Annotated in this window: 9 protein-coding genes, 1 tRNA gene and 1 other RNA gene; 7 read left to right on the plus strand and 4 right to left on the minus strand. The window is 69.6% G+C overall.

Going from position 1 to position 15,073, the window contains the following annotated elements:
* The first annotated feature begins 92 nt into the window (after positions 1–92).
* The 4 genes from AC1XX3_RS11025 (at position 93) to AC1XX3_RS11040 (ending at position 6,007) form a co-directional block, all read left to right on the plus strand.
* Positions 93–1,895: a glycoside hydrolase family 3 protein gene (locus tag AC1XX3_RS11025; RefSeq protein WP_483321138.1), complete on the plus strand. Its 1,803-nt coding sequence runs from the start codon at positions 93–95 to the stop codon at positions 1,893–1,895.
* Positions 1,896–1,919: 24 nt separating this feature from the next.
* Positions 1,920–3,218, plus strand: a complete 1,299-nt coding sequence (locus AC1XX3_RS11030) for an exo-beta-N-acetylmuramidase NamZ family protein (RefSeq protein WP_483321139.1) — start codon at positions 1,920–1,922, stop codon at positions 3,216–3,218.
* A 62-nt stretch (positions 3,219–3,280) separates the two neighbouring features.
* Positions 3,281–4,957, plus strand: a complete 1,677-nt coding sequence (locus AC1XX3_RS11035) for a serine hydrolase domain-containing protein (protein WP_483321140.1) — start codon at positions 3,281–3,283, stop codon at positions 4,955–4,957.
* 51 nt (positions 4,958–5,008) lie between these two features.
* Entirely contained in the window at positions 5,009–6,007 is a 999-nt protein-coding gene (locus AC1XX3_RS11040) for a Gfo/Idh/MocA family protein (protein WP_483321141.1), read from the plus strand.
* An 81-nt stretch (positions 6,008–6,088) separates the two neighbouring features.
* On the opposite strand, the gene recR is transcribed toward AC1XX3_RS11040, so the two are convergent.
* The 3 genes from recR to AC1XX3_RS11055 form a co-directional block, all read right to left on the minus strand.
* A complete protein-coding gene (gene recR, locus AC1XX3_RS11045) occupies positions 6,089–6,688 on the minus strand; it encodes a recombination mediator RecR (RefSeq protein WP_483321142.1) in 600 nt (199 codons plus the stop codon).
* Between the two features lie 82 nt (positions 6,689–6,770).
* Complete coding sequence (locus AC1XX3_RS11050; protein ID WP_483321143.1) at positions 6,771–7,097, minus strand: YbaB/EbfC family nucleoid-associated protein; 327 nt, start codon at positions 7,095–7,097, stop codon at positions 6,771–6,773.
* Between the two features lie 169 nt (positions 7,098–7,266).
* Positions 7,267–9,693 carry a DNA polymerase III subunit gamma and tau gene (locus tag AC1XX3_RS11055; RefSeq protein ID WP_483321144.1) on the minus strand — a complete coding sequence of 809 codons (2,427 nt, stop codon included), beginning with the start codon at positions 9,691–9,693 and terminating at the stop codon, positions 7,267–7,269.
* A gap of 52 nt (positions 9,694–9,745) precedes the next feature.
* Between AC1XX3_RS11055 and AC1XX3_RS11060 the strand changes: the two genes are divergently transcribed.
* A complete protein-coding gene (locus tag AC1XX3_RS11060) occupies positions 9,746–10,411 on the plus strand; it encodes an HAD family hydrolase (protein ID WP_483321145.1) in 666 nt (221 codons plus the stop codon).
* On the opposite strand, the gene ffs is transcribed toward AC1XX3_RS11060, so the two are convergent.
* Positions 10,408–10,504: signal recognition particle sRNA small type (gene ffs / locus AC1XX3_RS11065), an RNA gene on the minus strand. The two genes, AC1XX3_RS11060 and ffs, sit on opposite strands and share 4 nt — an antisense overlap.
* 107 nt (positions 10,505–10,611) lie before the next feature.
* On the opposite strand from ffs, the gene AC1XX3_RS11070 reads away from it, so the two are divergent.
* Positions 10,612–10,699: transfer RNA gene (locus AC1XX3_RS11070), tRNA-Ser, on the plus strand.
* Between the two features lie 734 nt (positions 10,700–11,433).
* Positions 11,434–15,073: DUF5979 domain-containing protein (locus AC1XX3_RS11075; RefSeq protein WP_483321146.1), on the plus strand; the 3,640-nt coding region annotated here is incomplete at its 3' end.

Here is a 15,073-nt window from a genome sequence, read left to right on the forward strand (position 1 = left end):
ATTAGGGCGGCGTCAACCATTGACGTGGTTCGCGGCGTCTCGCTAGGTTCGATGACCAGGTGGTCTCGCCTACTCCCGGTGTGGAGGTTGTCATGGCTCGTGTACGAACCCTGCGCAGCGTCGCTGTCGGTCTCGCTCTGGCCGTCGGGCTCTCGGTCCCCGCTGCTCCCGCCCTGGCTGGCCCGCACGGCGCCAAGACGGCGTGGATCCGCCACACCATCAAGCAGATGACGTTGGAGGAGAAGGTCGGCCAGCTGCTGGTGCCCTACGTCACCGGCGACCGCGGCAACACGGCATCGGCCGAGAACCTGACCCGCTTCGGGGTGGCCACCCCGGCCGAGGCGGTGCAGAAGCTGCACCTCGGCGGCGTGATCTACTTCGCCTGGTCCGGCAACACCGCGAACCCCAGCCAGATCGCCGCGTTGAGCAACGACCTGCAGCGTGCCGCACTCCTGCCCGCCCGCAACCACCCTGACCGCGGTCGCCGGCCCAGCCTGACCAAGATCCCGCTGACCATCGCCACCGATCAGGAGACCGGCCTGGTCGCCCGACTCGGCCCGCCGGCGACCCAGTTCCCCGGGGCCATGGCCCTGGGCGCCGGTCGCCGGGTCACCGACACCCGCCGGACGTATGCGATCACCGGGCGGGAGCTGCGCGCTGTCGGCATCAACACCGACTACGCCCCCGACGCCGACGTGAACGTCAACCCAACGAACCCCGTCATTGGCGTTCGGTCCTTCTCCTCCGACCCGAGCCTGGTCTCGCGGCATGTGTCCGCGGCCGTCACCGGACTGCAGCGGGACGCGGACGTGGCCGCGGTGGCGAAGCACTTTCCCGGCCACGGCGACACCGGCGCAGATTCGCACACCTCGCTGCCGGTCATCACCCACACCCGCGAGCAGTGGGAGCAGATCGACGCACCCCCGTTCCGCGCCGCCATCGCCAGCGGAGTGGACTCCATCATGACGGCGCACATCTCGTTCCCCGAGCTGGATGCCAGTGGTGACCCGTCGACCCTGAGCAAGCCGGTCCTGACCGGGCTGCTGCGCCGCGAGCTCGGCTTCTCGGGTGTGATCGCCACCGACTCGCTGCGGATGGCCGGAGTGCGGGCCATGTACAGCGATGCCGAAATCGCCGTCCGGGCGCTCGAGGCGGGCGCGGACGTGCTGCTCGACCCGGAGAAGCCTGTGGTCGCCTTCGACGCCGTGCTGGCCGCCGTACGTTCGGATCGGCTCTCCGAGAAACGGATCGACCAGAGTGTCAGCCGGATCCTGGCCATGAAGTACGACCGCGAGGTCATCACCAGACCTTTCGTCAACGAGTCCGCCGTTTCCTCCATCGTCGGCACCGCCAGGTCAGCGGCCGCGGCGCAGGCCATCACCGACCGCACGCCGACGCTGCTCCGTGACGATCAGAACCTGGTCCCGCTGCCGTCGGGATCCGTACTCGTCACCGGCTGGGGCCAGACCGGAGTCCCGTTGCTGGCCCAGGAGCTCACCGCTCGCGGGCGGCCGGCCACCGGCTACTACGCCGGTGCTTCGCCGACTCCGGCGGCCATCACCGCTGCGGTGGAGCAGGCCAAGAGCCACGACACGGTGGTCGTGACCACCTCGGCAGCCTGGAGCAACGCCGCCCAACGCTCCCTGGTGGCCGCCTTGCAGGGCACCGGCACGCCGGTCCTCGTCGTGGCGCTCCGCGACCCGTACGACATCGCCTCACTGCCGGGCACCAGGAACTACGTGGCGACGTACTCCTCCACCCCGGTGGCGCTGGTCTCGGTCGCCAAGCTGATCACCGGACAGATCGCCCCGGCGGGCCGACTGCCCGTCGACATCCCCAGCACCTCCGACCCGGCCACGATCCTCTATCCCCTGGGCGCCGGCCTTCTGTCCTGATCCACCTCCCCCAAGGAGCACGCGATGTCCACTCATCTTCGCCGCCGCAGCCTGTTGGCCGGTGCCGCTGCCGGGATCGGGGCCGCCGCCGCTGCTCCGCTCTCAGCAGGAGCCCATAGTCGCGGTCCCGGTGCCGGCCGGCATCGGGTGCTGCCCGGTGCCGACCGGGCTGCAGCCGACGACTGGAAGGTGCTCGCCGGCCAGCGGGTGGGAGTCATCACCAACCCCACCGGCATCCTGCAGTCCACTCTCGGCAGCATCGTCGACGCGATGGCCGCCTCCGACGCGGTCGATCTCCGTGCCGTCTTCGGACCCGAGCACGGGTTCCGCGGCACCGCCCAAGCGGGTGAGGCGGAGGACACCTACGTCGACGAGCGGACCGATGTCACCGTCTACGACGCCTACGGCGCCGATGCGGCGGCGTTCCAGGGGTTGTTCGACGCCGCAGACGTCGAGACCGTGGTGTTCGACATCCAGGACGTGGGCGCGCGGTTCTACACCTACATCTGGACCATGCACGCGGCCATGGTCGCCGCGGCCCGAGCGGGTCTGCGGTTCGTGGTGTTGGACCGGCCCAACCCGATCGGCGGCCGGGCCCGCGGTCCGCTGCTCCGCGAGGGCTTCACCTCCGGGGTCGGCCAGGACCGCATCGTGCAGGCGCACGGGATGACGGTCGGCGAGCTGGCTCGCTTCTTCAACGGCGAGCTGATCCCCGCCCTGACCGGCGGCAAGCGGGTCCCCGACCTGGACGTGGTCAAGGTCAGCGGTTGGAAGCCCGAGCAGCTCTACGCCGAGACCGGCCTGACCTGGGTGCAGCCGAGCCCGAACATGCCGACGCCCGAGACGGCGCTGCTCTACCCCGGCACCGGCCTCTTCGAGGCCACCAACCTGTCCGAGGGCCGTGGCACCACCAAGCCGTTCGAGCTGATCGGTGCGCCGTACGTCGACCACCGCTGGGCGGCCGAGCTCAACGGGCGTCGGCTGGCCGGCGTGGAGTTCCGCGAGGCGTACTTCACGCCCACGTTCTCCAAGAACGCCAACCTGGTCTGCGGCGGCGTGCAGGTGCACATCACCGACCCGGAGGCGCTCGACGCCATCACCGTGGCCACCCACATGCTGGTCGCGCTGCGCGATCTCTACACCGGCTTCGACTGGCGCGGTGACGGCGGTCGCTGGATCGACCTGCTGACCGGTTCCGGCCGCTTCCGCGCTCAGTTCGAGGCCGGTGCCTCGGCCGGCCAGATCGTCGCGGCCTGGCGCAAGGAGCTGACCGCGTTCGATCGACAGCGACAGCCGTATCTGCTTTATCGGCGGGCCCGCTAGTGCGTCCGCTGGGCCGCCGAGTCGGCGCCCGGCTGGCGGCGGTCGCCGTTTGCTCAACCCTCGTGCTGGGCTCGAGCGCCGCCGCCGCGGCAGGTCCGCGGCAGGGACGCTTCGACGTACCACAGGACGGCTTCTCCTCGCCACGCACCATCCTGCACCGAGCCAGCGCTCGCGGCGCCGGACTCGACCCCGCCCCGCTGCAGCAGGCGTGGGCCACCATCCAGGCCATGGAGCAGCCGCAGACCGGCGGTCACCCGCTCGTTCCCGGAGCTGTGCTGACGTACGGCCACGCCGGCAAGGTGGTCTTCTCCGAGGCGAGCGGATTCTCCCGGAAGTACGCAGACGCCGCCGGCACCGAGCTGCCGGCGACTGAGCAGATCGCCACCCGGACGGACACGATCTACGACCTCGCCTCGGTGTCGAAGCTCTTCACCTCGGTGGTCGTGATGCAGCAGGTGGAGGCGGGCCGGGTGTCGCTGGACGCACCGGTGGCGACCTACCTGCCCGAGTTCGCCCAGAACAACAAGGGCGCGGTGACGGTCCGCCAGCTGCTGACCCACACCTCCGGATTCCCGTCCTGGCTGCCGCTGTGGAGCAGTCAGCCCGATCCCGCCTCCCGGCTGCACGCCGCCCTCACCGCCGAGCTGACCGCACCGGCGGGCTCTCGTTATCTCTACAGCGACCTCAACCTGATCACTCTGGGTGAGCTGGCGCACCGGGTCACCGGCCGGCCGCTGGACCGGTTGGTGGCGAACGGCATCACCCGTCCCCTTCGGATGCGCGACACCGGTTACAACCCGGACCCGTCGCTACGGCCGCGGATCGCCGCCACCGAGTTCCAGAGCACGCCGGCCCGCGGGATGGTGTGGGGCGAGGTGCACGACGAGAACGCCTGGGCGCTCGGCGGCGTCGCCGGTCATGCGGGAGTCTTCTCGACTGCGCGGGACCTGTCGGTGCTGGCGCAGACCATGCTGAACGGCGGGGCGTACGGCAAGCACCGCATCCTCTCGCCGAGCAGCGTCCAGCAGATGATCACGAACGAGACGCAGGCCTTCCCCGGCGACGACCACGGTCTGGGCTTCGAGCTCGACCAGCGCTGGTACATGGGTGGGCTGAGCTCGGACCGGACGGCCGGTCACACCGGCTACACCGGGACGTCGATCGTGATCGACTTCTCCTCGCGGTCCTTCGCGATCCTGCTCACCAACCGGGTGCACCCCAGCCGCAGCTGGGGCAGCGTCAATCCCGCCCGGGTGGCCGCGGCCCAGGGCCTGGCCGAAGCGCTCGCGGTGCGCCCCCGCGCCGGGCGGGACGCCTGGTTCTCCGGCACGGCCAACGCCCGCACCGCCACCATGACGGTGCCGATCACCGTGACCGACAGCCGTACCCGGCTCAAGTTCAGCCAGCTGGTGGACACCGAGGAGGCCGACCTGCTCTGGCTGGAGGTCTCCAGCGACGCCGGGCAGACCTGGCAACCGTTGCCGTACACGGTCGACGGGCAACCGGTCACCACCACCGGCTACAGCGTCTCGGGATTGCGTCGCTGGCAGCAGGCGGCGGCTGCACTGCCGCGGGGCGCGCTCCACCTCCGCCGGCGCTACACCACCGACGCGACGCTGTCCGGTCGCGGCGTCTATCTCGATGACATCGCGGTGACCAGCGGTCGGCGGACCGTACTCGACGTCGAGCGGCACCCGCGCTCGGTCACCGCAGACGGGTGGACGCTCGCCCGGCGGTGAGCGGTGGGCGGCCCCCAGCAGCGGCGCGACACCTCGCCCTAGAGTGACGACGTGACCACGCAAAGACCCCTGCGCTGGGGCATCGCCGGACCAGGACGGATCGCGACCCAGGTGGTCGGCGACTTCGCGCACGTCGACGACGCGGAGGTGGTGGCCGTCGGCTCGCGCTCTCTGGAACGGGCCCGAGCCTTCGCCGCCGAGCACCAGGTGGCCGAGGCGTACGGCAGCTACGCCGAGCTGCTTGCCGCCGACCTGGACGCGCTGTACATCGCCACGCCGCACCCCCAGCACCGCCAGCTGGCCGTGGCGGCACTGGAGCGGGGCACTGCTGTGCTGGTGGAGAAGTCGTTCACCGCGACCCTTGCCGGCGCACAATCGGTGGTCGACGTCGCCCGGCAACGGCAGGTCTTTGCGATGGAGGCGATGTGGACGCGGTTGCAGCCCGCGGTCGTGGCGGTGCGGGAGCTGGTGGATGACGGTGCCATCGGCGAGGTGCGGCAGGTGCAGGCCGACCTCGGCACGAACCGCCCCTACGACCCGACCGACCGGATGTACGACCCGGCACAGGGCGGCGGGGCGATGCTGGACCTCGGCGTCTACGTCGTCTCCTGGGCGCAGTATTTCCTCGGCAACCCGGACCGGGTCCAGGCGACCGGCCGCCTGGCCCCGACCGGCGTGGACGAGGAGGCAGGCCTCCTGCTCGGCTATTCGGACGGCCGGGCGGCCTCGCTGCTCATCTCGCTGCGCTACCACTCGCCCGGGTCAGCCAGGATCGTCGGAACCCGTGGCTGGATCGAGGTGCTGCCCCGCTTCCACCATCCGACCAGCTTCGTGCTGCACCGCAGCGGCTCGGAGCCGCAGACCGTGGTGCGGCCCCCGATCGGTCAGGGCTATGCCCACGAGCTGATCGAGGTGACCGAAGGTGTCCGAGCCGGTCGGACCGAGAGCGCCGTGATGCCGCTGGACGACACCCTGGCGGTCCAGGCCGTGCTGGACGAGGCGTGCGCCCAGCTGGGCGTGGTGCACACCGAGGACGATTCCGTCCTCTGAGCAGTCGGCACGCGAGTTGTCCGACCTCGCTCCGCGGCAGGTGTCGGACCCCGAGCCTGTCAGACCTTCCTGCGCGGTCGGTCAGGCGTCGACGAACCGCCGACCCTCGAAGGCGCGACCGAGGGTGACCTCGTCGGCGTACTCCAGGTCGCCACCGACGGGCAGCCCGCTGGCCAGTCGACTGACCTTGACCCCCATCGGGATCAACAGCCGGCTGAGGTACGTCGCGGTCGCCTCCCCCTCGAGGTTCGGGTCGGTGGCCAGGATGACCTCGGTCACCACACCGTCGGCCAGCCGCAGACACAGCTCGCGGATCTTCAAGTCGGCCGGGCCGATGCCGTCGATGGGGCTGATGGCGCCGCCCAGCACGTGATAGCGGCCCCGGAACTCGCGGGTCCGCTCCACTGCTACGACATCCTTGGACTCCTCCACCACGCAGATGGTGGTGAGGTCCCGCCGCGGATCACGGCAGACCCGGCACTGCGTCTCCTCAGAGACGTTGAAGCAGATGTCGCAGAACTTCACCGTGTCCTTGACCACCTTCAAGATGTTGGACAGGCGCATCACGTCATCCGGATCGGCGGCGAGGATGTGGAACGCGATCCGCTGGGCGCTCTTCGGCCCGATCCCGGGCAGCCGCCCGAGCTCGTCGATCAAGTCCTGAACCGGACCTTCGTACACGCCTTCTCCTCAGCTGGCCTGACGGCCGGTCATGAACACTGCAGACCCACGCCGAGCGGGTCGGACGATCCGACGGCAAGCGTCAGAACGGCAGGCCACCCCCGCCGAGACCGCCGGCGAGCGGCCCCAGCTTGGCGGCGGTGAGCGCCTGCGACTTGTTGCTGGCATCGCGGACCGCGGCCACGACGAGATCGGCGAGCGTCTCGGTGTCCTCGGGGTCGACGGCCTCGGGCTTGATGGTCAGGCTGAGCAACTCGCCGGCACCGGTGATGGTCGCGGTGACGAGGTCGCCGCCCGCCGACCCGGTGATCTGGGTCTCGGCCAGCTCCTGCTGGGCCTGCAGCAACTGCTGCTGCATCGCCTGGGCCTGGGCCAAGAATCCGGACATGTCGCCGCCGTCGGGGATCATCGCGGGCGCTCCTCGTGTGGTCTCGTCGTGCGGAGGGGAAAACGTACGACCTCAGCCTATGCGCCGTGGCCTTACTCGGCCCACCCTATGCGCCGTGATCCTCCCCGGCAGTCCTACGCGCCGTGATCCTCCTCGGCAGTCCTACGCGCCGTGATCCTCCTCGGCAGTCCTACGCGCCGTGATCCTCCTCGGCGATGATCTCCGCGCCGAGGTGGCGTGCCAGCAGCTCGGTGTAGGACTCCGAGTTCTCCTCCAGCTCACTGTCGTTGCGGTCGGCGGCGGCGTCCCGGTCGTCCACGCGGTCGCCGCCCTCCCGCCCACCGGCACGGGTCGGACGGATGCTCTGCCGGGCCTGTTCGCGGATCGCGGGGTCGACCGTCGGCGGCGTCAAGGGTGGCGCCGACGGCGCCGACGGCTCGGCGGCGGCGGCGGCGGTCGGCGGCGGCAGATCCGTGCCCCAGGAGGCGGCGGCGCGCTGCTGCGAGCTGCCTGCGGGTTCCGGTCGAGGCTCGCTCCGGTCGGCGGCTGGTGATGTCCGCGCGGCGCTGGCGGCCGTGCCAGAGCTGGAGTCCACGATCGCCTCGATCCGGAGGTTGGCGCCCAGCACCACGACCAGCGCCTCGCGGAGAATGTCCTCGCTGCCGCCCTTGGCGAAGCTGTCCCGGGCTCCGACGTTGGGCATGGCCAGCACCAGCGTGCCGTTACGCACCTCGGTCACGTGGGCGTTCTGGCTGAGCAGGATCCAGGTGAAGCGGCGCTTGCCCTTGACCTCCTCGAGCACCTCTGGCCACAGACGGCGGACATCGGTCACCGACAGCGCCGCCGGCGTGCTCGCGGCGGCCGGCGCCGCCGTGGCTGGAGACTGAGGGCCCAGATCCTGGGGAGCCGGACGCTGGGCTTCGGCCGGCGCTGCCTCGGCTCGGGCGGGCGCCTCGGTGGCCGGCGGGCGGGCCGCTGACCGGCCCGTCGGCGCCGGAATCTCGCTCGGGGGCGGCCCGAAGTCGTCCTCGGGGTCCGGGGGCGGCTCGGTCAGGTCCGCGTCAACCGGTCCGGCGGCGGGCCTGGCCGCGACAGGCGTCGTGCCGGTCCCGGTCGGGGCGGGCTCGGGCGGGCGCGGTTCGCTCACGGTCGATCGCGACGCGGGTGCCTGCGGACGCGTCCCAGCCGGCTGCTGCGGCTCACGAGCCGACGGCTCGGTGGCTGGGCGACGTGCCGGAGTCTGGTGCGGCTCAGTCACGCGGAGGTCGGGGCCTGGCGCAGGTGGCTGCGGCGCGGCGGCAGCCGGCGGGGCGTCCTCGATGGCCCCGGTCCCGGTCATGCCGATCCGGCGTTCCAGCCGGTCAAGGCGGGCGTGGATGCCGCGGTCGTCAACATCGGCTCCGGGCAACAGCACGCGGGCACACATCAGCTCCAGGTGCAGCCGGGGTGCAGTGGTGCCGCGCATCTCCGTCAGGCCGGCGGCGATCACCTCGGCGGCGCGGGTGAGCTCGCCGACGCCGAGGGCGGCGGCCTGGGTGGTCAGCCGCTCCGCCTGGTCGCCGGACACGTCGACCAGACCGGAGCTGAAGGCGTCCGGCACCGCGGCCACGATGACCAGGTCCCGGAGCCGGCGCAGCAGGTCCTCACCGAAGCGCCGCGGGTCCTGGCCCACCTCGATCACCTTGTCGACGCAGGCGAACACGCCGCCGGCGTCACCGGCTGCGAACGCGTCGAGATATTCGTCCAACAGCGAGTCCGGGGTGTAGCCCAGCAGCGCCGTGGCTTGCCGATAGGACACGCCGGTGTCAGCGGCGCCGCCGAGCAGCTGGTCCAGCACCGACAGCGAGTCCCGCACCGAGCCGGCGCCGGCCCGGACCACCAGGGGCAGCACAGCGGGTTCGACGGTGATGCCTTCCGCCTCGCAGAGCCGGGCCAGATAGCCGCTGAGGATACGCGGCGGCACCAGCCGGAACGGGTAGTGGTGGGTCCGGGACCGGATCGTGCCGATCACCTTGTCGGGCTCGGTGGTGGCGAAGATGAACTTGACGTGCGGCGGCGGCTCCTCGACCAGCTTCAGCAAGGCATTGAAGCCCGCCGTGGTCACCATGTGCGCCTCGTCGACGATGTAGATCTTGTAGCGGCTGCTGACCGGGGCGAAGAAGGCGCGCTCGCGCAGGTCGCGGGCGTCGTCGACGCCACCGTGACTGGCCGCATCGATCTCGATCACGTCGATGCTGCCCGGGCCGCCGCGGGCCAGGTCGCGGCAGGAGTTGCAGACGCCGCACGGCTCGGCCGCCGGCCCCTTCTCACAGTTGAGCGCCCGGGCCAGGATGCGAGCCGAGGTGGTCTTGCCGCAGCCGCGCGGGCCGGAGAACAGATAGGCATGGTTGACGCGGTTGTTGGTCAACGCCCGCTGCAGCGGCTCGGTGACATGCTCCTGGCCGATGACGTCGGCGAAAGTGTCCGGTCGATAGCGGCGGTAGAGAGCGAGGTGGGCCGGAGCCATCCCGGTCTCGCGCATCGACGTCTCGAACAGCACCTCCTCCTGGCTGCTCGCCGGCGCCTCCTCGAACATCGCTTCTTCCACGCCCTGCACCCTAGTCGTCGGCGGCGACATTTCCGCCTTCGCCCGGCAAAGTGCTCGCCTCCCGACCTGGCAGGATGCGCGGGTGACGTCCACGCCGCCTCGTCCGGCCATTCGCACCGTGTTGTTCGACGCCGACGGGGTTCTCCAGCGCACCGCCGACGGCTGGAAGGAGGCGATCGTCGCCCACCTCGGCGAGCGCGCTGGTCGCGACGGCGACACCTTCCTCTATGAGATCTTCGCGGCCGAGCTGCCGACGATGACCGGGCGGTTGGACTTCGCCGACGCCCTGGACCCGGTGCTGCGTCGCTTCGGGGTGACGGCCAGTGTGACTGAGGTGCTGGAGCCATCGACGCGGATCATCGTGGACACCGGGATGCTGGCGGCCGTCGATGCCCTGCGCGCAGGCGGGATCCGGTGCTGCGTGGCCACCAACCAACAGACGCTGCGCGCGGCGTACATGCGACGAGAGCTGGGCTACGACGCCCACTTCGACGAGCAGTTCTACTCCTGCGATCTGGGGGTGGCCAAGCCGGACCCGGCATACTTCACGACCATCGTGGGGAAGCTCGCCGTGCCGGCGGAGTCGGTGCTGTTCATCGACGACAAGGACGAGAACGTCACCGGCGCACGGGCGGCGGGGCTGGCGGCCCAGACATTTCCTCGCGACGCCGGACCTCAGGCACTGGCCGCGATCCTCCAGCCGTACGGCCTGGTCCGCGAGCCACCCGTGAAGGTCGCGGGAACGTAGAAGGCCCCCCGCGTACCCGAAAGAGCTCACTTACCCTTGCTGTCTTCCGACCCTGGGGGAGTTGGGTGAGGTATCGCCACGCGAGGGACCGGATACGAAGTGTACGTGATGGCGGCCACGATCGCGTAGCCGGTGGCCGCTGGCGTCACAGCGGGCGCGCGAGTTCGCGCATCGGGTGGCGAACCGGTAATCTTCCGCGCGGAGGATTCGCCTAGTGGCCTATGGCGCTCGCTTGGAAAGCGGGTTGGGTGCAAGCCCTCAGGGGTTCGAATCCCCTATCCTCCGCCACTCCCACCCGGGCCAACGCTGAAGCGGCGCACGATGCCTCGACTCAGAGCATCGTGCGCCGTCGCAGTTCCGGTCTCAGTTGTCATCGTCGGCCGTCCCCGCTCGACCACAGCAGCTTTCGACCCGGTCGGCCACGTCACGGCGAATCGGTTCCGTCACGTGCTGACAGCGCGCCGCCATGGTCGCGCTCGACCCTTTGGCGGCCATCCTGCCGCAGCCATGGTCGTACACCGGACGAGGCCGGGTTCCTCGAATCCGCAGCGATCGAGACTCGGATCCACACCGCTCCAGCGCAGCCCTATCACCCCTTGCCGAAGACAGCAGTGCCAGAGCGACAGCCCGCGGACGCCGTTCGGACGCTCTATCGCCGCCGTCGCGCTCCAGCTTTCGAGCCCAGTCCCCACGTTGCCCTGGTGCGCACTCCGCACCTGCCGACGATCAAGGCGGCGCGCCTTCCACGTTCGTCTTCCTCGTGATTTCATCTTCCTTTATTATTTGTCTTTCTTTCAACTTGGTCTTCGGCCAACGACGTCGGCGTCCTCGTGGTCGGTCCTTATTGCTGAGGAATAGGAAGTCTGCGCAGTCTGGTCGACGCGAAGGGTGGTCAACCCACGGGCGGTCTGCCATTGTTGGTGTGCCGGGTGCCGAAATCCGGCCAGAGAATGGGAGCGGCAATGCCGACTGGCCGGCTGGCACACTTTCGCCCTACTCTCGCTGCCGTTGTGGTGGCGCTCATGGTGATGTCGCTGTCCTGGGTGAGTGTGCAGCGGGCTGAGGCCAAGGATCCGGTTCAGGTCACTTTCACCTTGGAGGGTTGCCGGATCACGGCGGGGACAACCCTTCCGATCAATGGGAAGTTCATCTGCCCGGACAGCATGTACACCACGGGAAGCCTGCAGAACAACTGGTCCGAGCTCGACCTGGTCCCGTACCGGCTCGTTGCCAACAACCGTCGCTCGGCGCAGACCTACACGATCGCCGTGGCGGGTGACTACGAGAACGGCGGCATTCAGGGATTCGACGTGGTATCCGTGCCGGTCCTCAACGAGGATCTATCGGACTCGACCTGTCGAGCGCCGCAGGCCGGGCCACAAACAGTCAAGCGGCCGGGAGTCGGCGGAGCCGCCGCCTCCGTCTACCGGAACGTGACCATCACCCAGGCGGCCCGCGAGTACTGCGTCTATGACTACACCCTTCGCTTGGCGCTTGGCGCCGCAGACTTCCCCGGTGCCTCGCTCAGTGGGCGATTCGGGAGCGCGGACTTGGCCCGCTCGAACCAGAACGTGGGCATCCAGACCAGGGCCCTGGAACCGCAGGAACTGAGCAAGTCCATCGAAGCTGCGCGCGGCGACGGGTCCCTCTGGACGGTCAACAAGAGCAGCGTCCCGTCCCAGCTGTCGGTCGACACCTGCGTCGACGACCCCACCGCGAGTTTCGTGAGCACGATCAGCTGGACCCGAACGCCGGTGACCGGGGACGTCACCTGGACATCGACGGTGAAGGCCACCAACCCGTCGAACCGGGACCTGTCGATCCAGGTCACCGATGTGGTCAGCGCAGACGGGATACAGGTCGACACGACGACGGGGGCCACGACAGCGCTGCCTGCCGGTGCGGTCGACTACCCGGTGCTGGTTCACAGCGGTACGGCACCCGCCGGGACGGAAACGGTCTCGGACACCGCGACAGCCAGCTACATCGACACGGTGACCGGCCAGCGGATCCCTCAGAACACGAGGGCCACCGCTTCGGCACCCGTCGTCAACAATCCGCCCGGCAGCGTCCCGGCAGAGATCAGCGACGTCACGGACAGCAGTGACGCCCCCATCTCCGTCGACGCGATCCGTTCCGACACCAATCCTGGCACGGTCGACGTTCCCCTCGGGCAGCCGGTAACGACCCCGATCACCTGGGAGTCGGGCACGGTGTCCGAGAGCGGCGAGGCGACCCTCGCGTTCACGGCGTATCTCGACGAGGCATTCAACGGCCAGGTCGACGTCACCGACACCGCGACACTTGTTGCCGGGAACGGCGATACGGCGACCGCGGACGCAACGGTCAGCGCTTTCGGCAATCCTGCCGACCCCACGATCACGTTTGTCAAGACCGTCGACGTTCCCCCCACCGCGGATGCTGACTTCAGATTCGGCCTCTGGTTTGCCGGTCAGGATCCAGCAACCGATCCGCCCATCATCAGCGGGCCGGTCACCATCCCCGCAGGCATGACCCAGAGCGAGTCCATCGCTATCGACGTGCTGCCCTCCCCCGATGGATACACCTATGTCGAGGAGCCGGCCCCCGGCTATGAAGGCCTCGGCACCCGTCAGATCGAACCGCTGGGGTTGTGCGACACGGTGGAGGGCGAGGTGGCCAACGCGCGCCTCTTCGGCACGCTGACAGTCGTCAAGGAGGTTCAGGGCGAGCCCTCGGGCGCCGACGCGGCAGCGACTGTGGTGGTGGACTGTCCAGGCACGACCTATGACCAGACCCTGACAGTGTCGCCGGGAACTCCGGTTGTCACCGACCCGATCCCGTCGGAAACCCAGTGCACGATTTCCGAACCCACACCTCCACCCGGCTACGACTTGGTGTCGATCACCCCCTCCACCGTCATCGTTGCGGCCAACGGCACGGTCGATGTGACCGTCACCAACGCCCGGCAGATCGGGGACCTGGTCGTGACGAAGGAGATCGACGGTGAGGTGGCCGGGGCCAGCACGACCTTCCCGATCACTGTGGACTGTGACGCCGACGCCTACGACACCACGTTCGATCTGACGATGCCCGACGGCGCCACCGAGGTCAGCACGGATCCGCTCGAGATCCCGGTCGGGGTGACCTGCACCGTCTCCGAGTCGTCTGTTCCCGACGGCTGGGGCCTGGACAGCGTCACCCCCGACGGCGGCACCGTCACCATCACGACCGGCACCAGCGAGGTCACCATCACCAATACCCGTGTCGCCGGTTCGCTGGTGGTGAGCAAGGCTGCCGCGGGTGACCCCGTCGGCGCCAGCAGCGTCTTCACCGTAGAGGTGGACTGCGACAACGACTTCAGCGAAACGGTGACGTTCAACGGCGATGATGGGGCCGACTCCGAGCTGATCGGCCCGATCCCGTCCGGGGTGACCTGCACCGTGACCGAGCCCACCACCCCGGATGGGTGGAGCCTGGCCGACATCGACCCTGCGAGCGTCGTCATCGGAACCGACCCGACCACCCCCGTCAGCGTGACCGTCACCAACGAACGCGACCTAGGGACGATCGCGGTGCAGAAGACCGCCGTGGGCGATCCCGCAGGGTCGGACCCGACCGCCTCCATCCAGGTGGACTGCCCGGGCACCGACTACGACCAGACCCTGACCGTACCGCCCGGGGAGACGGTGCAGACCGGGCAGATCCCGACCCGGTTGGAGTGCGCGATCTCCGAACCCAACCCACCCGCGGGCTGGGACGTCACCATCAACCCCGACACCGTGGTCGTCCAGAACGGGCCACCGATCGAGGTCACCGTCACCAACGCCCGGCAGATCGGGGACCTGGTCGTGACGAAGGAGATCGACGGTGAGGTGGCCGGGGCCAGCACGACCTTCCCGATCACTGTGGACTGTGACGCCAACGCCTACGACACCACGTTCGATCTGACGATGCCCGACGGCGCCACCGAGGTCAGCACGGATCCGCTCGAGATCCCGGTCGGGGTGACCTGCACCGTCTCCGAGTCGTCTGTTCCCGACGGCTGGGGCCTGGACAGCGTCACCCCCGACGGCGGCACCGTCACCATCACGACCGGCACCAGCGAGGTCACCATCACCAATACCCGTGTCGCCGGTTCGCTGGTGGTGAGCAAGGCTGCCGCGGGTGACCCCGTCGGCGCCAGCAGCGTCTTCACCGTAGAGGTGGACTGCGACAACGACTTCAGCGAAACGGTGACGTTCAACGGCGATGATGGGGCCGACTCCGAGCTGATCGGCCCGATCCCGTCCGGGGTGACCTGCACCGTGACCGAGCCCACCACCCCGGATGGGTGGAGCCTGGCCGACATCGACCCTGCGAGCGTCGTCATCGGAACCGACCCGACCACCCCCGTCAGCGTGACCGTCACCAACGAACGCGACCTAGGGACGATCGCGGTGCAGAAGACCGCCGTGGGCGATCCCGCAGGGTCGGACCCGACCGCCTCCATCCAGGTGGACTGCCCGGGCACCGACTACGACCAGACCCTGACCGTACCGCCCGGGGAGACGGTGCAGACCGGGCAGATCCCGACCCGGTTGGAGTGCGCGATCTCCGAACCCAACCCACCCGCGGGCTGGGACGTCACCATCAACCCCGACACCGTGGTCGTCCAGAACGGGCCACCGATCGAGGTCACCG

The sequence above is a fragment of the Microlunatus sp. M237 genome (assembly GCF_056896895.1).

Bases quoted from the DNA above. Each gene is read 5' to 3' on its own strand.
- AC1XX3_RS11050 (WP_483321143.1), bottom strand. From the start codon at position 7,097: ATGATCCCCGACGGCGGCGACATGTCCGGATTCTTGGCCCAGGCCCAG.
- AC1XX3_RS11030 (WP_483321139.1), top strand. From the start codon at position 1,920: ATGTCCACTCATCTTCGCCGCCGCAGCCTGTTGGCCGGTGCCGCTGCC.
- AC1XX3_RS11055 (WP_483321144.1), bottom strand. From the start codon at position 9,693: ATGTCGCCGCCGACGACTAGGGTGCAGGGCGTGGAAGAAGCGATGTTC.
- AC1XX3_RS11025 (WP_483321138.1), top strand. From the start codon at position 93: ATGGCTCGTGTACGAACCCTGCGCAGCGTCGCTGTCGGTCTCGCTCTG.